At 71.1% G+C, this 18,348-nt stretch carries 18 protein-coding genes; 8 read left to right on the top strand and 10 right to left on the bottom strand.

The genetic code is table 11. The annotated features are described in order from the left end of the window. Window positions 1-2 precede the first annotated feature (2 nt). From Drose_RS33290 to Drose_RS33305, 4 genes are read left to right on the top strand one after another with little or no spacing between them, the layout of a single operon-like run. Window positions 3-1,097 (top strand): 3-dehydroquinate synthase, encoded by a 1,095-nt coding sequence (locus tag Drose_RS33290; RefSeq protein WP_260725214.1) that lies wholly within the window; start codon window positions 3-5, stop codon window positions 1,095-1,097. Next, entirely contained in the window at window positions 1,094-2,056 is a 963-nt protein-coding gene (locus Drose_RS33295) for a BadF/BadG/BcrA/BcrD ATPase family protein (protein ID WP_260725215.1), read from the top strand. Before Drose_RS33290 ends, Drose_RS33295 begins: the two co-directional genes overlap by 4 nt. After that, entirely contained in the window at window positions 2,053-3,021 is a 969-nt protein-coding gene (locus tag Drose_RS33300; RefSeq protein ID WP_260725216.1) for a sugar phosphate isomerase/epimerase family protein, read from the top strand. Before Drose_RS33295 ends, Drose_RS33300 begins: the two co-directional genes overlap by 4 nt. Further along, entirely contained in the window at window positions 3,015-3,863 is an 849-nt protein-coding gene (locus Drose_RS33305; protein WP_260725217.1) for a TIGR03619 family F420-dependent LLM class oxidoreductase, read from the top strand. Before Drose_RS33300 ends, Drose_RS33305 begins: the two co-directional genes overlap by 7 nt. On the opposite strand, the gene manA is transcribed toward Drose_RS33305, so the two are convergent. The 4 genes from manA to Drose_RS33325 are packed head-to-tail and all read right to left on the bottom strand — an operon-like array spanning window position 3,834 to window position 7,367. Then, complete coding sequence (gene manA / locus Drose_RS33310; RefSeq protein ID WP_260725218.1) at window positions 3,834-5,003, bottom strand: mannose-6-phosphate isomerase, class I; 1,170 nt, start codon at window positions 5,001-5,003, stop codon at window positions 3,834-3,836. The genes Drose_RS33305 and manA overlap by 30 nt on opposite strands. Before the next feature lie 2 nt (window positions 5,004-5,005). After that, on the bottom strand, window positions 5,006-5,968 hold the full coding sequence (locus tag Drose_RS33315) for a cation diffusion facilitator family transporter (protein WP_260725219.1): 963 nt from the start codon (window positions 5,966-5,968) through the stop codon (window positions 5,006-5,008). Further along, complete coding sequence (locus Drose_RS33320) at window positions 5,965-7,167, bottom strand: SIS domain-containing protein (protein WP_260729902.1); 1,203 nt, start codon at window positions 7,165-7,167, stop codon at window positions 5,965-5,967. The genes Drose_RS33315 and Drose_RS33320 overlap by 4 nt, the downstream gene beginning before the upstream one ends. Before the next feature lie 5 nt (window positions 7,168-7,172). After that, the gene (locus Drose_RS33325) at window positions 7,173-7,367 is read right to left on the bottom strand and encodes a Trm112 family protein (protein ID WP_260725220.1); all 195 of its coding nucleotides are present in this window, start codon (window positions 7,365-7,367) and stop codon (window positions 7,173-7,175) included. A gap of 151 nt (window positions 7,368-7,518) precedes the next feature. Here Drose_RS33325 and Drose_RS33330 point away from each other — a divergent pair, with 151 nt between their 5' ends. Next, on the top strand, window positions 7,519-8,493 hold the full coding sequence (locus Drose_RS33330) for a cation diffusion facilitator family transporter (protein WP_260725221.1): 975 nt from the start codon (window positions 7,519-7,521) through the stop codon (window positions 8,491-8,493). A 4-nt stretch (window positions 8,494-8,497) separates the two neighbouring features. On the opposite strand, the gene Drose_RS33335 is transcribed toward Drose_RS33330, so the two are convergent. Beyond that, window positions 8,498-9,922 (bottom strand): aldehyde dehydrogenase family protein, encoded by a 1,425-nt coding sequence (locus Drose_RS33335; RefSeq protein WP_260725222.1) that lies wholly within the window; start codon window positions 9,920-9,922, stop codon window positions 8,498-8,500. A gap of 105 nt (window positions 9,923-10,027) precedes the next feature. On the opposite strand from Drose_RS33335, the gene Drose_RS33340 reads away from it, so the two are divergent. Beyond that, window positions 10,028-11,458, top strand: a complete 1,431-nt coding sequence (locus Drose_RS33340; RefSeq protein WP_390891262.1) for a gamma-aminobutyraldehyde dehydrogenase — start codon at window positions 10,028-10,030, stop codon at window positions 11,456-11,458. 172 nt (window positions 11,459-11,630) lie between these two features. Here the strand turns inward: Drose_RS33340 and Drose_RS33345 are convergent, their stop codons facing one another. The 4 genes from Drose_RS33345 to Drose_RS33360 are packed head-to-tail and all read right to left on the bottom strand — an operon-like array spanning window position 11,631 to window position 15,699. Next, complete coding sequence (locus tag Drose_RS33345) at window positions 11,631-12,434, bottom strand: ABC transporter permease (protein WP_260725223.1); 804 nt, start codon at window positions 12,432-12,434, stop codon at window positions 11,631-11,633. Next, window positions 12,434-13,294 carry an ABC transporter permease gene (locus Drose_RS33350; RefSeq protein ID WP_313899965.1) on the bottom strand — a complete coding sequence of 287 codons (861 nt, stop codon included), beginning with the start codon at window positions 13,292-13,294 and terminating at the stop codon, window positions 12,434-12,436. The genes Drose_RS33345 and Drose_RS33350 overlap by 1 nt, the downstream gene beginning before the upstream one ends. Window positions 13,295-13,335: 41 nt before the next feature. Continuing rightward, a complete protein-coding gene (locus tag Drose_RS33355; protein ID WP_260725225.1) occupies window positions 13,336-14,493 on the bottom strand; it encodes an ABC transporter ATP-binding protein in 1,158 nt (385 codons plus the stop codon). A 3-nt stretch (window positions 14,494-14,496) separates the two neighbouring features. Further along, complete coding sequence (locus tag Drose_RS33360; protein ID WP_260725226.1) at window positions 14,497-15,699, bottom strand: polyamine ABC transporter substrate-binding protein; 1,203 nt, start codon at window positions 15,697-15,699, stop codon at window positions 14,497-14,499. A 155-nt stretch (window positions 15,700-15,854) separates the two neighbouring features. Between Drose_RS33360 and Drose_RS33365 the strand changes: the two genes are divergently transcribed. Further along, entirely contained in the window at window positions 15,855-16,355 is a 501-nt protein-coding gene (locus tag Drose_RS33365) for an Lrp/AsnC family transcriptional regulator (RefSeq protein ID WP_260725227.1), read from the top strand. Continuing rightward, complete coding sequence (locus Drose_RS33370; RefSeq protein WP_260725228.1) at window positions 16,352-17,731, top strand: aspartate aminotransferase family protein; 1,380 nt, start codon at window positions 16,352-16,354, stop codon at window positions 17,729-17,731. The genes Drose_RS33365 and Drose_RS33370 overlap by 4 nt, the downstream gene beginning before the upstream one ends. A 153-nt stretch (window positions 17,732-17,884) precedes the next feature. On the opposite strand, the gene Drose_RS33375 is transcribed toward Drose_RS33370, so the two are convergent. Next, the gene (locus Drose_RS33375) at window positions 17,885-18,334 is read right to left on the bottom strand and encodes a metallopeptidase family protein (RefSeq protein WP_260725229.1); all 450 of its coding nucleotides are present in this window, start codon (window positions 18,332-18,334) and stop codon (window positions 17,885-17,887) included. Between the last annotated feature and the right edge of the window lie 14 nt (window positions 18,335-18,348).

Consider the following 18,348-nt stretch of genomic DNA (forward strand, 5'->3'; position numbering starts at 1 on the left):
ACATGCCCCTGAGCAGTGACAGTTCCCAGTGGCTCCGCGAGCGGTACCGGCAAGAGTACGAGACCTCCATCCTGATCGGCGACGGCTGCCTGGGCGCCGGCCTGCGCGCGGCGCTCAGCGGGACACGGGCGGTGTGGATCGTGGCGGACACCGACGTCTGGCCCGGGCTGGAAACCGCCGTGACCGGCTCGGCCGCGGACTCGATCGCCGGTGTTCTCCGGCTCAGGGGCGGCGAGGCGGCGAAGTCGCTGGAGACGTGGCGGGCGATCCTCGAGTGGCTGGCCGCGGAGGGCGCCGCCCGGCGTGACATCGTCGTCGCGGTCGGCGGCGGGACGATCTCCGACGTGGTCGGCTACGCCGCGTCGGCGTATCTGCGCGGGGTCCCGTACGTCAACGTCCCGACGACGCTGCTCGCCCAGGCCGACGGCGCGATCGGCGGCAAGGTCGCGATCAACCTTCCGGGAGCGAAGAACGCGATCGGCGGGTTCCACCATCCCACGCACGTCGTCTGCGACGTCTCGACGCTCGCCACCCTGCCGGTGTCGTACCTGCGGGAGGGTTTCGCCGAGATCGTGAAGGTCGCGGTGGCCGAGGCCGGCGGCGAACTCTTCGAGCACCTGGAGCGGGGCATCGGGGGCGCCGACACGTACAGCGCGGCGGAGCTCGCGGCGATCGTGCGGCACAGCGTTCAGATCAAGCTCGACCTGCTACGCGACGACCCGTTCGAGAAGAACCTACGGCGGATCCTGAACTTCGGGCACACCGTCGCCCACTCCCTGGAGAGCGCCACCGGCTACGTCGCGGCCAGCCACGGCTCGGCGGTCGCGATCGGGCTCGCCACCGCCTGCCGCTACGGGGTCGCCGCCGGCCTCACGCCGACGTCGCTCAGCGAGCGGATCCACTGCCTGCTGGACCGATTCGGCCTTCCCACGTCGGTCGAGCCGGAGGCGTGCGACGACGTCATCAAGTTCCTCGACGGGATCCGCCGGGCCCGCGGCGGAAACCTGCTGTACGTCGTGCCGCGCGGCATCGGCGACTTCATCATCCTCGACAACGTCGACCTGGCGCGGCTCTCCGAATCGCTGGTCCGGCCATGACCCCGAGCGGCGCGCCGATCACCTTCGCCGTCGACGCGGGCGGGACATCCACCCGGATGACCGTCCTGCGCGGCGGCACGGCACCGCTGGACGTCGATCTGCCGTCCGTCAACCCGAGCTCGGTCGGCGACTCGACGGCCGACGACGGGGTGCGCGACGTCTTCGCCGTGCTGCGCCACGCTGCCGGCGGCGACGCGGTCGAGGGCGTGTTCGCCAGCGCGGCCATCGGCGGCGGCACCCTGGCGTACTGGCAGCGCGCGGTGGCCGCGGCCATGCACTCGTCCGGCCTGCGCGGTGCCGTCCACGTGATGAACGACGTCGACCCGCTGCTCTTCGGCGCGCCGTTGCGCGGCGTCGGCGGCGTCCTGGTCGTCGGCACCGGTAGCTGCGTGCTCGCCCGGGACGGGGCCGAGCTGCTGCGCCTGGGTGGCACCGAATACCTCGCCTCCGACGAGGGCAGCGCGTTCCAGCTCGGCCGGGCGGGCCTCGTCGCCGCGGTCCGCGCGTACGACGGGCGGGGCGCCCGCACCGCGATCCGCGACCGGCTGGAGCGCGACGCCGGTGTGCCCGTCGACGGGCTCGCCCGGCGGCTGGCCGAGCTGCCGCACCCGAAGACGGCCGTCGCCCGCCTGGCCACGGCGGTGACCGCGGCCTGGCTCGAGGACGGCGACGACGTGGCCCGGGGGATCGTCGAGGGCGCGGTCGCCGATCTCGCCGACATGGTGCGGCACGTGTCGCGGCGGCTCGGCCCGCTCGACTGGGTCATGACCGGCGGCGTCGTGTGCCGCTGCGCGCCCTTCACGGCGCTGCTGCGCTCCGTGGTCGCGGACCGCCTCGGTCAGGAGGTGACCATGACGCTGACCCCGGACTGCCGCCGGCAGGCGCTGAGCATGGTGGCGGCGGACGGCTCGACGGCGAGCCACGACACCCCGACCGGCGCCGTGGTGGTCACCCGGTGACCGCCACCCGGGTCGCCCTCGGCCTGGCCGCGCTCGGCGACGTGACCTTCACCGAAGCCCTGGATCTGGCGACCGGGCTCGGCTTTCGCGCGTTCGACATCCAACTGGACTCGACGCTGGCCATGACCCGGTCGCTGCCCGCTGACCCGGTCGCGACGGCGGAGCTGCTGGCGCGGGAGCTGTCCGCACACGACGCCGAGATCGTCTGCGTGTCCAACGTCCGCGACGCGGAGCTGCTGCTCGGGCCGTACGGCCAACACACCGACGCGGTCCGGACCGGCGACCGGCCGGCCAAGATCCGGCACGCCCGGGCCGCCGCACGACACGCCATCGACGTCGCGGCGGCGCTGCGCTGCCGGCATGTGCGCCTGTACTTCGGCTGCCCCGACCACCTGCTGATGTTTCCCTGGCACGGGCTTCCGCTGACCTGGCGGCACAACGTCGAGCGCATGGTGGAGGCGATCGCCGGCCTGCTCGACCACGCCGCCGACCGCGGTGTCACCGTGTGCGTCGAGCCGCACCCGCGGCAGGTGGTGTTCGACCTGCCGTCGCTGCTCGACGCCCGGTCGCTGCTCGCGGAGACGGCGCGCTCCATCGGCCTGTGTCTCGACCCGGCCAATCTCGCGGCCGGCGGCATCGATCCGTACTCGTACGTGTACGCGCTGCCGGAGCCGCCGCAGTTCGTCCACATGAAGGACGTCGAGTTCTGGTCGCTGCCGACCGTGCCACCCGGCCCGGGCTGGAAGCACTACGGCCGCGGCCGGCCGGTCCGGTTTCGCAACACCGGGAGCGGAAGCCTCGAGTGGCCACGGCTGCGCGACTCCCTCGTCGACATCGGCTTCACCGGAGTCGCCGTGGTGGAGTTCGAGGACCTCATGGTCAATCGTTCGGTCGGGCTGGCCCGGGCGAGGGCCGCGACCGAGGAACTGTTCGCCGCGCCCGGCACCGAGGCGCAGTGGTGGTGAAGCTCGGCCTCGCCTACCTGAACCGGGGTGGCGCCGCCGATCCCGGGTTCGCGGCGGAGATCGCGATCGCGGGTGAGGAGGCGGGGTACGACTCGGTCTGGGCCTCCGACCACGTGGCGGTCCCCGAGGGACTGGCCGCGCTGTCGCCGAACCAGGCCGACCCACGCACGCCGGAGGGCCCGGGCCGCCGGCTGTTCGTCGACCCGTTCGTGTTCCTGTCGTACCTCGCCGCCCACACCAGCCGGCTGCTGCTCGCCACCGGCGTCCTGGTGCTGCCGCTGCGCCACCCGCTCCTGACCGCCAAGGCGGTGTCGAGCCTCGACCACATGTCCGGCGGCCGGGCCGTGCTCGGTGTCGGCGTGGGCTGGCTGGAGGCCGAGTTCCGGCTCCTCGACGCCGACTTCGCCGCCCGGGGCCGCACCACGGACCGCGATCTTGCGCTGCTGCGCGAGCTGTGGGCGGCGGAGAGCTTCACGCCGGTGCCGGGCGAGCGGTGGACCATGGAGCCCCGGCCACCCACCGGCCGGGTCCGCATCGTGGTCGGCGGGGGCACGCCGCGCGCCGCCGCCCGCGCCGTGGCGCACGGCGACGGGTTCTTCGTCTCGGGCGGGCGCGCTTTCGAGCTCATCGACCGCACCCGGTCGCTGCTCGGCGCCCACGGGCGCGACCAAGCCGGGTTCGAGATCACGATGAAGGCGCCGATGGACCCGGCGGGCCTGCGCGCCGCGACCAGGGCCGACCGGCTCCTGGTGCCCGTTGTCCGCGGCAGCGACCTGGCCGTCTGCGCCGGGCGGCCCGAGGACCTCGCGGGCCTAGCCGAGCGGATCCACGGCCTGGGCTGACGGCGTGGAGGCCTGGTAGACCTCGCCGTGGCCGCTCACCGACAGGGCGGGCCGGGCGTCCGGGGCGAACGCCGCCTGCCCGGACGCGAGCGTGACCGGCACGACACCGTCGTCGACCCGGACGCTGCCGGACAGGCACAGCACGATCCGCGGGCCGCCACCCGGCAACCTCACCGCCGAGGCGTCGGCGCCGACGACCGCGCGGTGGAGGACGAAGTCCTGGATCGGCGCCGGGTAGGCCGTCAAGCCCGGCGCCAGCTCCACCGGCCGCGTCACGGGGTCGGTGAGGACCTCGAAGCGCAGCACCCGCAGCAACTCGTCGACGTCGACATGCTTCGAGGTCAGGCCGCCCCGCAGGACGTTGTCCGACGTCGCCATGATCTCGACGCCGACGCCCTTCAGGTATGCATGGAGGTTGCCCGCCGGCATCCAGACCGCCTCGGTCGGCCGGAGCCGCACCCGGTTGAGCAGCATGGCGACGATCACGCCGGCATCGCCCGGGTATTGCTGTGCCAGCTCGACCGCCAGCGCGTAGGAGCTGTGCTCACGGATGCGCGGCCGGCAGGCGGCCACCACGTCGTCGACCAGCTCGGCGTCGGGGTGGGTGAGCAGGCCGCGCACCGCGTCGTGCAGGGCCTCGGCCGGGTCCGGCCGGCGCAGGGCGTCGATCGTCGACTTGAGCCGCGGCACGGCCAGCGCGGACAGGTCGCGGGCGGTCTCCGCCGGATCGCGGAACCCGCACAGCGCGTCGAAGTCGGTGACCGCGACGAGCATCTCCGGCTTGTGCCAGGCGTCGACGTAGGACGCGTGGCCCGCCGCGAACCGCTCCCGCGCCTGCCGCAGGTCCGGATGGGCCTGCAACGACAGCGGCTGGGCCGCGGCCAGCACCTTGAGCAGGAACGGCAGCCGAGGCCCGAACCGCTCGACGCGGGACTCGCCGAGCAGCGCGACCGGATCGGCGGCGATGGCGTCGACGAGCGACGACCCGCTCACCGAGAGCCGGGAGGGGCTGGCCGGGTGGGCGCCCATCCACAGCTCCGCCTCCGGGTCCGCCGTCGGGGCCGGACGCCCCTGGAGGGTCGCGATCGCCGTGCGCGACCCCCAGGCGTACCTGCGGATCGGGCTCTCGAGCAGTTCCACCGCTAATGCGCCTCCGCCGCGGACGGGGCCACCGGCTCCTCGCCTGCCTTCCCCGCCTGGTAGATGTCGGGCTCCAGGTAGATGACACGGGCGATCGGCACGGCCGTGCGAATGCGGGACTCGGCCGCGTCGATGCCGTTGGCGATCTCTTCGGCGGTCTCGTTGTGCCGGACCGCGATCTTCGCGGCGACCAGCAGCTCGTCGGGGCCGAGGTGCACGGTCCGCATGTGGATCACGCGCTCGACCTCGGGTCCATCGGTGATGGCCTTCTCGATCGCGTCGACCTGCTCGTCGGTGGCCGACTCTCCGACGAGCAGGCTCTTCATCTCGACGGCGAGGATCGCGGCGACCGCGATCAGCAGGACACCGATCGCGGCGGTGCCGATGCCGTCCCAAACGCCGTCGCCGGTGATCAGGGTCATGCTGACGCCGAAGAGCGCCAGGATGAGACCGACCAGGGCGGCGAAGTCCTCGAGCAGGATGACCGGCAGCTCGGGCTGCTTGGCCCGCCGGATGAACTGCCACCAGCCGGCGTCGCCCTTGACCTTCGCGGTCTCGACGATGGCCGTGCGGAACGAGAGGCTCTCCATGACGATGGCCGCCACGAGCACCGTCACCGGCACCCACTGCCACGACGTGATCGGCTCCGGGTGACCGATCTTGTGCCAGGCCTCGTAGATCGCGAAGACGCCGCCGACGAAGAACAGCACGACGGCCACGACAAACGCGTAGATGTACCGCTCCCGGCCGTAACCGAACGGATGGCGCGAAGTGGCACGCCGTTGCGCCTGACGGCCGCCGAACAACAGCAGACCTTGGTTGCCGGAGTCGGCGATCGAGTGGATCGACTCGGCCAGCATCGAGGACGACCCGGTGAGCAGGAACGCCACGAACTTGGTGACGGCGATGCCGAGGTTCGCGAACAGGGCCGCGACGACAGCTTTCGTCCCACCCTCTGTGCTCATGGACTGACCAGCTCCTTCATCTCGGACACGGCGGGCACGGCCATGGGGTCGAAGCCGTGTGCGAGTCCAAGATAAATGGAGGCGAAGTCCGGCACGGCGACGAGCGATGCCAATCGCTCCAGGGCGGATCCACCCTCGGCGGTGATCAGACTCACCCGGACACCCCGGCGTTCGGCCAGCTCCTGGACGGCCTCGGCGCGCCGCTCCTCGACGGCCGTCGGCTCGCCGTCCAGCTCCTCCTCGTCGGCGGCGAGGCCGCCGTCGCGCAGCAGCACGAGCCGCAGCCGGGTCGGTCCGCCGCTCTCGTCGTCGGACGGGTCGGCGAAGATGTCCCGGTCGTCCTCGGCGAGCCCGCCGTAGACCCCGTCGAGCAGGCCGACGCGGCCTCGGCCCGCCTCGCCGAGCGCGCCGGCGACTGCCGGATAGCGCGCGTTGGCCGACAGCGTGTCGCCGAACCGCCGTGCGGCGACCGTCGCCAGCGGCGAGGAGCCCCAGACGATCGGCACCGAGTGGGCGAGGTCGAGCGCGAGGCTCTTGCCCGGGTTGACGAACGACTCGAGCGTCATCCGGCAGCGGTCCGCGTCCGCGTCGAGGCGGGAGGCCGTCTCGGCAAGGTCCGCCTCGTTGACCTTGACCAGGCCGAGCTGGCGGGCGGCCAGCAGGACGGGCACCGCCAGGCCCCAGAGGCTGGCCCGGGCCGGGGCACGCCGCGGCACCGGGATGAACGGTGCGCGGAACCGGTCGGCGAGGGCGTGTAGCTGGGTGTCGGGCGCGCCGATCGCGACCAGCCGGGCGCCCCGCCGTCCGGCGGCCTCGGCGGCGGCGAGCGCCTCCGGGGAGCGGCCGGACGCCGACACCGCGATGACCACGTCGGCGGCGCCGACCCAGCCGGGGATGCCGGCGCTGCGGTGCGCCAGCACCGGCACCGGGCAGCGCGGCCCGGCGACGGTCTCCAGGATGTCCCCGGTGCGGGCGGCGGTGCCCACGCCGGCGACGACCACCGCGCGGGGCCGCCCCTCGTCGGCCAGCGAGCTCAGGTCGGTCTCGGCGGCCAGGGCCGCCGACTCCCGCACCTGGGCACCCGCCGACGCGATGGCTCGCAGCATGCCACCGGGATCGTTGCGCTCCAGCGCTTCGGCGTTGTCCAGGAGCGCGAGGTCGATCTCCCGGTGTCCACGCACCCCGGCGGTGCCTTCCAGCGGGTTCACCGCTGGTCCCCGTCAGCGCCGCCCGGGCTCCGGGCCTCGTCGAGCAGGAGCACCGGGATGCCGTCGCGGATCTCGTAGACCCGCCCGCACTCCGTGCAGGTCAGCGTCTGCTCGTCCGCGTCGAGCGTCAGCTCGGCGTGATGTTCGTCGGGGCAACGCAGAATGGAAAGCAGGGCGGGATCGACGGACACGCGTGCCATCTCCTTCGTGCGGTCGTCAGCGGTGGATCAGCCCAAGCATCTCATCGCGCTCCTACGGAGCTTAGTGCGGTCGCCCGCCGCGCACCTCGCAGTCCGGGTTGCCGAGGTGAGATGGAGTAACGGTTGTGGTACAGGATGAGGCATGGCCGAGGAAGGTAACTCTTTTCGGGCGATTCTCGCCGCGCTCGCCGCCAATCTCGGCATCGCGCTCAGCAAGTTCGTCGCGTATCTGTTCACCGGCTCGTCGTCGCTGCTCGCGGAGGCGGTCCACTCCGTCGCCGACACCGCCAACCAGGTGTTGCTGCTGATCGGCGGGCGCCGTGCCCGGCAGCGGGCCAGCCAGTTGCACCCGTTCGGCTACGCCCGCTTCCGGTACTTCTACGGCTTCCTCGTCACCCTCGTGATCTTCCTCGTCGGTGGGGTGTTCGCCCTGTTCGAGGGGTACGAGAAGCTGCACCACCCGGAGCCGGTCGAGTCCCCGGTCTGGGCCTTCGCGGTCCTGGGCGTCTCGATCGCCCTGGAGTCGTTCTCGCTGCGCACGGCGGTGCGGGAGGCGCAGACGTCCCGGCGCGGGCGGTCCTGGCTGCGGTTCATCCGCACCACCCGCTCGCCCGAGCTGCCCGTGGTGCTCGCCGAGGACTTCGGCGCGCTGACCGGCCTGACGTTCGCCCTGGTCGGCATCACCCTCGCCGTCGTCACCGGCGACGGGCGCTGGGACGCGATCGGGACCCTGGCGATCGGCGTCCTGCTCGTCGTCATCTCGATCACCCTGTCGCAGCGGATGCGCAGCCTGCTGATCGGCGAGTCGGCCGACAACATCACCCTCCGGCGCATCGAGGCCGCGATCGAGAGTGAGCCGCCGATCGAGCGGGTGATCCACCTGCGCACCTCGCACCTCGGCCCCGACCAGTTGCTGATCGCGGCGAAGGTGGCCGTGCCGGCGGAGGAGACCATGGCCCGGGTGGCGAAGGCGATCGACCGGGCCGAGGCGCGGATCCGGGCGGAGGTCGACTACGAGTGCTTCATCTTCCTCGAGCCCGACGTGTTCGACCAGCGGCTCTTCGAGGCCGCCGACCGGCCGCCGGGCTCTTCGCAAAAGCCCGGCGGGACTGACTGACGCGCTAGAGCTGGAGGCCGGTCAGGACCATCACCCGTTCCTCGGTGTAGTCGGCCATCGCCGACGCCAGGCCCTCACGGCCGACGCCGCTGGCCTTGGCGCCGCCGTACGGCATCTGGTCGGCCCGGTAGCTGGGGACGTCACCGACGATGATGCCGCCGACGTCGAGCACCCGGTGCGCCTCGAACGCGCGGTCCAGCCGCCGGGTGAACACGCCGGCCTGCAACCCGTACCGCGAGTCGTTGACGGCGGCGAAACCGGCCTCGTCCGACGGGACCCGCTCCAGGACCAGCACCGGGCCGAAGACCTCTTCCGCGACGACCTTCGCCTCGACCGGTACCGCCGCCAGCACCGTCGGCGCGAAGGCGGCGCCCTCGCGCGTCCCGCCGGTCAGGAGCTTGGCGCCGGCCGAGACCGCCTCGGCGACCCACGCCTCGACGCGCTCGGCCGCGGCAGCGCTGATCAGCGGGCCGACGTCGGTCGCCTCGTCGGACGGGTCGCCGGTCCGCTGCCCCTCGACGGCGGTGACGAGCTTGTCGGCGAGGGCGTCGTAGTGCCGCTCGTGCACGTAGACCCGCTGGACCGCGATGCAGCTCTGTCCCGCCTGGTAGTTGGAGAAGGTGGCGATGCGGGAGGCGGCCCAGTCAAGGTCGTCCCAGTCCTCGCAGACGACCACGGCCGCGTTGCCGCCGAGCTCGAGCGTGACGTGCTTGCGCGGGACGGCGTCGCGGATCTGCCAGCCGACCGGGCCGGAGCCGGTGAACGACACGACCGGCAGCCGCGGGTCGGCGACCAGGGCCGCCGCGCGGTCGTTGGGGATCGGCACGATGGACCACATGCCCTCGGGCAGGTCGGTCTCGGTGAGGATCGCGCCGAGCACCAGCGCGCTCAGCGGCGTGGCCGGGGCGGGCTTGAGCACGATCGGCGCGCCGACCGCGAGCGCCGGCGCGACCTTGTGCGCGACCAGGTTCAGCGGGAAGTTGAACGGCGCGATGCCGAGCACCGGGCCGCGCGGCACCCGCTTGACCAGCGCGAGCCGGCCCGTCGCGATCGGGTCGGTGTCGAGACGCTGCACAGTGCCGGAGAAGCGGCGGGCCTCTTCCGCCGCCCAGCGGAACGTCGAGACGGCGCGGCTGACCTCGGCCCGCGACCACTTCAGCGGCTTGCCGTTCTCCGCGGTGATCAGCTTCGCGATCTCGTCAGCGCGCTCCTTCAGCCGTGCGCTCACGTGGTCGAGCGCGGCGGCGCGGGCGCTGGCCGGAAGCGCGGCGGCCACCGGGGCCACGGCCGCCGCCGCGGCAACCGCCGCTTCCACCTGCTCCGGGGTGGCATTGGCGGTACTACCCACAAGGCGCCCGTCATACGGATGCCGGATGTCGATGACGTCGTCGCTGGTGGCCGGGCGGCCGGAGATGTAGAACGGGGTCACAATCCCCATCCTATGCCCGTTCACGACGCGGAAACAGTTGCTCAATGGGTTGTGCGCTGCGGATTCGATGGAAAGATGTGGCTGCCGGCACTCAAAGGAGTGGACATGACCCAGCAACTGCAAAACTTCGTCGGCGGCGAGCCGGTGGCACCCGTCGACGGCCGCTATTCCGACCTGATCGATCCCTCGACCGGCGAGGTCTTCGCCTCGGCACCCGTCTCCGGCGCCGAGGACGTCGACCGTGCGATGCGGGTGGCCGCGAAGGCGTTCGAGACGTGGCGCGACGCGACACCCTCGGAACGCCAGCGGGCGCTGCTCAAGCTCGCCGACGCCATGGAGGACCGCGCCGCCGAGATCGTCGACACCGAGGTGCGCAACACCGGCAAGCCGCGCGCGCTCACCGCCAGCGAAGAGCTGCCGCCGTCGGTCGACCAGATCCGCTTCTTCGCCGGTGCCGCCCGCGTGCTCGAAGGCAAGTCCGCCGGGGAGTACATGAAGGGGCACACCAGCTACGTGCGCCGCGAGCCGATCGGCGTCTGCGCGCAGGTGACCCCCTGGAACTACCCGCTGATGATGGCGGTCTGGAAGATCGCCCCGGCCCTGGCCGCAGGCAACACCGTCGTGCTCAAACCCGCGGACACCACTCCGGCCTCCACCCTGCTGCTGGCGGAGCTCGCGGCCGAGTTCCTGCCGCCGGGCGTGCTCAACGTCGTCACCGGCGACCGCGCCACCGGCCGGGCCCTGGTCTCGCACCCGACGCCCAACTTCGTGTCGATCACCGGCTCGGTCCGCGCCGGCCGCGAGGTCGCCGCCGCCGCGGCGCCGTCGCTCAAGCGCACCCACCTGGAGCTGGGCGGCAAGGCCCCGGTCGTGGTCTTCGACGACGCCGATCTCGCCGCGGCGGCCGACGCGATCGCCGTCGCCGGCTACTTCAACGCCGGCCAGGACTGCACCGCGGCCACCCGCGTGCTCGCCGGCCCGGGCATCTACGCGGACTTCGTGGCCGCGATCAGCGAGCAGGCCGCGGCGACGAAGACCGGCGCGCCGGACGACGAGGACATCCTCTACGGCCCGCTGAACAACGCCAACCAGCTCGCCCGCGTCGGCGGCTTCATCGAGCGGCTGCCCGACCACGCGAAGCTCGGCACCGGCGGCGCCCGCGTCGGCGACAAGGGATTCTTCTACTCCCCCACGGTCGTCTCCGGCCTGCGCCAGGATGACGAGATCATTCAGGACGAGGTCTTCGGCCCGGTCATCACCGTGCAACGGTTCACCGCCGAGGACGAGGCGGTCCGCTGGGCCAACGGCGTCGAATACGGCCTGTCGGCGTCGGTCTGGACCAAGGACCACGGCCGCGCGATGCGCATGATCCGGCGCCTCGACTTCGGCTGCGTGTGGGTCAACACCCACATCCCGATCGTCGCCGAGATGCCCCACGGCGGATTCAAGCAGTCCGGCTACGGCAAGGACCTGTCCATGTACGGGCTGGAGGACTACACCCGCGTCAAGCACGTCATGCACAACATCGAGCTGTGACGTCCGCCGCCGCCCCCCTGATGCGTTGATCATGCAGTTGTGGTGCCCGACAAACCCGGACATCGTGGGAGTGTTCCGGCACCACAACTGCAAGATCAACGCGGTTTGTCGCCCGCGTCGCGGAGGGCCCAGGGCTCGCCGACGGCGGCGACGATCAGCAGACGCATGGGTATCAAGCCTTTCGGCGCAGGCGCGGCAACTGTCCGATGAGGACGACCAGGAACGAGATGACGAACATGGCGGTGCCGATCACGTTGATCTGCGGCGGGATGCCGCGCTGCGCGGCGCCCCAGACGTACATCGGGAACGTGACGACGGTGCCGGAGTTGAAGTTGGTGACGATGAAGTCGTCGAACGACAGCGAGAACGACAGCAGCGCCGCGGCCACGATGCCCGGCATGATCAGCGGCAGCGTGATCCGCAGGAAGGTCTGCGTCTCGTCGGCGTAGAGGTCCATCGCGGCCTCCTGGAGCCGCGGGTCGAGGCCGGCGAGGCGGGCCTTGACGGTGACGACGACAAACGACAGGCAGAACATGACGTGGGCGATCACGATGGTCCAGAAGCCCAGCGGCACCCCGGACGCGACGAACAGCGCCAGCAGCGACGACCCCATCACGATCTCCGGGGTGGCCATCGGCAGGAAGATGAGCGTGTTGGTCGCGGCGCGGCCGCGGAACCGGTGGCGGGCCAGCGCGAACGACATCAGCGTGCCGAGGATCGTCGCGCCGATCGTGGCGAGCAGCGCGATGCCGATGCTCAGCCAGAACGCGTGACCGATGCCGGCGGCGCCGAACGGGTTCGCCCAGTGCTCCCACGTGAACTTGTAGTTCTGCAGGGTGTAGGGGGCGTTGCGGCCGGCGTCGCGAAACGACATGGCGGCGACCACCGCGATCGGCACGAAGAGGTACAGCAGGACGAGCAGGCCGACCGCCATGACCCAGTGGTCCGCGAGGTACCGGCGGACGCGGTGGAGCATCACAGCATCTCATCCGTGCCGGCGCGGCGGACGTAGACGAAGACCGGCACGAGGATCGCCGCCATGAGCGTGAACGACAGCGCGGCGGCGGCGGGGTAGTCACCCACCCGCAGGAACTTCGACTGGATGACGTTGCCGATCATGTACTGCCGGTTCGTCCCGAGCAACTGCGCGTTGATGTAGTCGCCGGCCGCGGGGATGAAGGTGAGCAGCGTGCCGGCCACGACACCGGGCATCGACAGCGGCAGCACGACCCGGGTGAACCGGGACACCGGCCGGGCATAGAGGTCGCCGGCCGCCTCGATGAGCCGTGGGTCGAGCTTCTCCAGGCTGGCGTAGAGCGGCAGCACCATGAACGGCAGGAAGTTGTAGACCAGGCCGGCGATCACGGCGGGGGTCGTCGCCAGGAGCCGGCCGTCGGGCAGTGGCACGTGCAGCGCGGTGAGCGCCGACACGACCGGGCCCCCGTCCGAGAGGATCACCTTCCACGCCAGCGTGCGGATCAGGAAGCTGGTGAAGAAGGGCGCGATCACGCAGATGAGCAGGAGGCTCTTCCACCGGCCGCCCTTGAGCGCGATCGCGTAGGCCAGCGGATAGCCGATGACCAGGCAGATGACGGTCGTGAGCGCGGCGTAGCCGATCGAGCGGCCGAAGTGCGGCAGGTACTCCTGGACCGCGTCGGCGTAGTTGCCGAAGGCCCAGGTCATCGCGTAGCCCTCCGCCAGCGACCCGTCCGGGTCGTAGAGGCTGGTCGCGAACAACTGCACGGCGGGGACGGCGAAGAAGACGATCAGCCAGAGGCCGCCGGGGAGCAGCAGGAGGTACGGCAGCCACGTCTTCCGCGGTTTCTCGAGCTTCACCGGTTGGGTCGGCGTGGACGAGCCAACATGCCCGAGGGCACTCATGTCGCCGCCACTTCCTCCGTGTCCACGACCGGGGCGTGGGTCTCGTTCGCCGGGCGGGAGAGCAGGAAGGCGTGCTCGGGCCGCCAGGAGACGGTCACCTCGCTGGCCACCGCCAGCGGCGCGGCCACACCCGAGTTGGGCACGAACACGGTCAGCTCGTCCCCCCACGGCGCCCGCACCAGATACTGCGTGCTGACGCCCAGGTAGGAGGAGTCGGTCACGATGCCGCGCACCTCGTGGTGGCCGGCCAGCGCCTCGGTGCCGATGCGCAGTTTCTCCGGGCGGACACCGAGCCAGACGGTCCCGTCGGCGGCGCGGGCGCGCGCGGCCGGCACTGAGTAACGGCCGCCGTACGCCTCGACGAGCACGTCGTCGCCGCCGCGCCCGGTGACGGTCCCGGCGAGGAGGTTGGACCGGCCGAGGAAGTTCGCGACGAAGGCGGTGCCGGGGAGGTCGTACATGTCGACAGGCGAGCCGAACTGCTCGATCTTCCCCGCGTTCAGTACCGCGACCGTGTCGGCCATGGTCATGGCCTCCTCCTGGTCGTGGGTGACGTGGACGAACGTGATGCCGACCTCGGTCTGGATCCGCTTGAGCTCCACCTGCATCTGGCGGCGCAGCTTGAGGTCGAGCGCGCCGAGCGGCTCGTCGAGCAGCAGCACCTGCGGGTGGTTGACGAGCGCCCGCGCGAGCGCGACGCGCTGCTGCTGCCCGCCCGAGAGCTGGGCCGGCTTGCGCCTGCCGAAGCCGTCCATCTCGACCAGGTGGAGCATCCGCTCCACCTGCTCGGCGTACTGCTTCACGCCGCGGCGGCGCAGGCCGAACGCGACGTTGTCCGCGATGGTGAGGTGCGGGAAGAGGGCATAGGACTGGAACACCGTGTTGACCGGCCGCTGGTAGGGCCGCAGCCGGGTCACGTCCCGGTCGTCGAGCAGCACCCGGCCGGCTGTCGGCTCTTCGAGACCCGCGATCATCCGCAGGGTGGTCGTCTTGCCACACCCGGACGCGCCGAGCAGCGCGAAGAACGAGCCCCTGGGCACCGTGAGGGTGAGGTCGTCGACCGCCGTGAAGGTTCCGAACCGCTTCGTCACGCCGACCAGGTGGAGGTCGGCACCGCTGGCGCCGGCCTCTTCGCTCCGCTTCGCATCGGTCATGTGTCAGGCTCCGGAAACCGCTTCGAACTTCGCGGCGAACCTCTTGTCCTCCGCCTCGGTCATGGGCTTGAAGGCGTGGACCTTGCCGAGGGTGCCCGCGTCGGGGAAAATCAGCGGGTTGTCGGCCAGTTCGGGGTCGATCTGCCGCATGGCCTCCTGCGCACCCTGCACCGGGCAGATGAAGTTGACGTAGGCGGCCAGCTCCGCGGCGACCTTGGGGTCGTAGTAGTAGTCGATGAGCTGCTCGACGTTGGCCTTGTGGGTCGCCGAGGACGGGATGACGATGTTGTCCGACCACAGCATCAGGCCCGACTCCGGCGTGACGAACTTGATGTTCCCGTCCTCGGCGGCGAGCTGGATGATGTCACCGGACCACGCGACACACGCGGCGAGGTCGCCCTTGGCGAGGTCCTCCTTGTAGTCGTTGCCGGTGAACTTACGGATCTGGCCCGAGTCGACGGCCTTCTTGAGCTTCTCGATGCCCGCGTCGAAGTCGGCCTCCGAGACGTCGGCGGGGTCCTTGCCCATCGCGAGCAGGATCAGGCCCATCGTGTCGCGCATCTCCGCGAGGACGGCGACCTTGCCCTTCAGGTCGGGGCGGGTCAGCAGCTCGTCGACGGTGCGGATCTCCTTGGTGACCTTGGCGTTGTAGGCCATGCCGGTGAGGCCGGACTGCCACGGCGCGGCGTGGTTCATGTCCTTGTCCCACGGCCGGTTCCGCAGCGTGGCGAGAACATTCTTGGTGAAGTTCGGGGTCTTGCTGTTGTCGAACGGCTGGACCCAGCCGAGGCCGACGACCCGCGACGCCATCCAGTCGGTGAGCACCATGATGTCGCGGTCGATGGACTGGCAGGCCTGTAGCTGGTGGCGGACCTTCCCGAAGAACTCGTTGTTGTCGTTGACGTCTTCGTTGTACGAGACCGTGATGCCGGTCTTCGTCTGGAACGCGTCGAGCGTCGGGCGCTTCTTCTCGTCGTTCTTGTCGACGTCCATGTAGAGCGGCCAGTTCGAGAAGTTGATCTTCTTCTCGGTCGCCGACGCGTCGGTGCCGATGCAGGCCGGGCTACCGCTCGCCTCCGGCTTCTTGACGGGCTTGGTGCCGCATGCCGCCAGCGCACCGCCGGTCGCCATGAAGGCACCACCGGCGAGCAGGCCACGCATGAGAGTCCGGCGGGAGAGTCCGGTCGCGTTCAGGAGGGCGGCCACTTCTGGAGAGAGCGGCGGGCGAGAGGGATTTCGCACGGGTGCTCCTACGGATCTCAGTGTCAGCGCCATCCCGCCGAAACAGGCCGGACCAGTCTGTCACGGCTCGCCGCACGCTCAAACCGATCACGATTCCGTAGATCGCCCGTTTCTCCACCATGGAATTAGTTGCCAACAGGTGGTCCTTGGGTAAAAATCCACATGTGACCGAGCCCGTCCTCGACGACGTCAACAAGCGGATCATCGAGCAGCTCCAGCGCGATGGCCGCATGTCGTATGCCGCCCTCGCCAAGGTCGTCGGCCTCTCGGAGGCGGCTGTCCGCCAACGGGTGCAACGACTGCTGGACACCGGCGTCATGCAGATCGTGGCGGTCACCGATCCCCTCACCCTGGGCTTCGCCCGGCAGGTGATGATCGGGATCAAGGTCGAAGGAGACCTCCGGCCGGTCGCGAAGTCCCTCGCCGCGGTGCCCGAGATCGACTACGTGGTCATCTGCGCGGGCGGCTTCGACCTGCTCGTCGAGCTGGTGTGCACCGACGACGAGCACCTGCTCGACCTTCTCAACGACACGATCCGGAGCATCCCTGGCGTGACGGCCACGGAGACCTTCGTCTACCTCAAGCTCGCCAAGCAGACCTATGCGTGGGGGACCCGATGACCGCTCAGCAGCCCGGCGCGGCCCAACTCGACACGGCCGCGCGCGACCACCTCTGGATGCACTTCACCCGCCTCTCGGCGTACCGGAACGCACCGGTGCCGGTGATCGTGCGCGGCGACGGGCCGTACATCTACGACAGCGCCGGCAAGCGGTACCTCGACGGGCTGTCCGGGCTGTTCGTCGTGCAGACCGGCCACGGACGCCAGGAACTCGCCGACGCCGCCGCCAAACAGGCCGCCGAGCTCGCCTACTTCCCCCTGTGGTCGTACGCGCATCCGAAGGCCATCGAGCTGGCCGAGCGGCTCGCCGGCATCGCCCCTGGCGACCTCGACCGCGTCTTCTTCACCACCGGCGGCTCGGAGGCCGTCGAGAGCGCGTGGAAGCTCGCCCGGTCGTACTTCAAGCACACCGGCAAGCCGCTCAAGACCAAGGTGCTGTCCCGCTCGATCGCCTACCACGGCACGTCGATGGGCGCCCTGTCGATCACCGGCATCCCTGTGCTGAAGCAGGAGTTCGAGCCGCTCGTGCCCGGCGCGTTCCGGGTGCCGAACACCAACTACTACCGCCGGCCCGACCAGTCCATGTCCGAGGAGCAGTTCGGCGTCTGGGCCGCCGACCGCATCGCCGAGGCCATCGAGTTCGAGGGCCCGGAGACCGTCGCCGCCGTCTACCTGGAGCCTGTGCAGAACGCCGGCGGCTGCTTCCCTCCCCCGCCCGGATACTTCCAGCGCGTGCGTGAGATCTGCGACCGGTACAACGTCCTGCTCGTCTCCGACGAGGTCATCTGCGCGTTCGGCCGGCTCGGCGAATACTTCGGCGCCACGCGATACGGCTACCAGCCGGACATCATCACCGTCGCCAAGGGCCTCACCTCCGGCTACGTGCCGCTCGGCGCGATGCTCGCGACGGAGCGGCTGGCCGAGCCGTTCCTGGAGGGCTCGAGCTGGTTCGCCCACGGCATCACCTACGGCGGTCACCCGGTCGCCTCCGCGGTCGCGCTCGCCAACCTCGACATCTTCGAGCGCGAAGGGCTCAACGAGCACGTCCGGACCAACTCGCCGGTGTTCCGGTCGTACCTTGAGCGCCTCCACGACCTGCCGATCGTCGGCGACGTCCGGGGCGACGGCTTCTTCTTCGGCATCGAGCTGGTCAAGGACAAGGCCACCAAGAAGACGTTCGACGACCAGGAGTCCGAGGCGCTGCTGCGCGGGTTCCTGTCCAAGGCGCTCTTCGACGCCGGCCTGTACTGCCGCGCCGACGACCGCGGCGACCCGGTGATCCAGCTCGCCCCGCCGCTGATCTGCGACGAGCGGCACTTCGCCGAGATCGAGCAGATCCTGCGGTCGGTGCTGGCCGAGGCATGGGCGCGCCTGTAGAACGGACCGCCATGAGCTACTGGATGTCCGCCCTGCCCCCGGTCGAGCCGCGGGCGGCGCTGCCCGGTGACATCCACGCCGACGCGGCCGAGCTGCGGACGGGCCGCCCGTCGCGCCGCCCTGATGTCCCGGGTCCTCGGCGCCCGACCGGCGTTAGCTGTCGAGGTCCTCGGGAGATACGCCGAGGAGGTTGGCCACCTGCTCGATGATCACGTCGTGGACCAGGTCGGCCAGGTCGTCGTGGTCGGCGGCCCGGAACTCGAGCGGCCGGCGGTACAGCACGATGCGCGGCGGCACGCCGTGGCGGCCCGGACGGCCGGGCAACAGCCGCGCCAGCGGGACCTCGCCGTCCTCCAGCACGTCGGAGTCGTAGACGTTGAGGTCGGGCGGCACGTCCTCGACGGCGAACTCCACGCCGGCAAGCTCCTGGGCGAACCGCTGCTCGAGCTGCTCGACGGAGTCGAGGACCAGGTCGTCGAACATCTCGGCGCGGGTGCGCGACATCGGCAGGGACGCGGGCACGAGTCGACCGCGCAGCCCCCTGCCGTGCCGGTCGCGACCGCGCCGTCCCGGTCCGCTGCGTCGTCGGTCTGGGCTCGCCACCTAGTCAGCGTACT

The organism is Dactylosporangium roseum (genome assembly GCF_025264685.1).
In the GTDB taxonomy this organism is placed as follows: Bacteria; Actinomycetota; Actinomycetes; order Mycobacteriales; family Micromonosporaceae; genus Dactylosporangium; species Dactylosporangium roseum.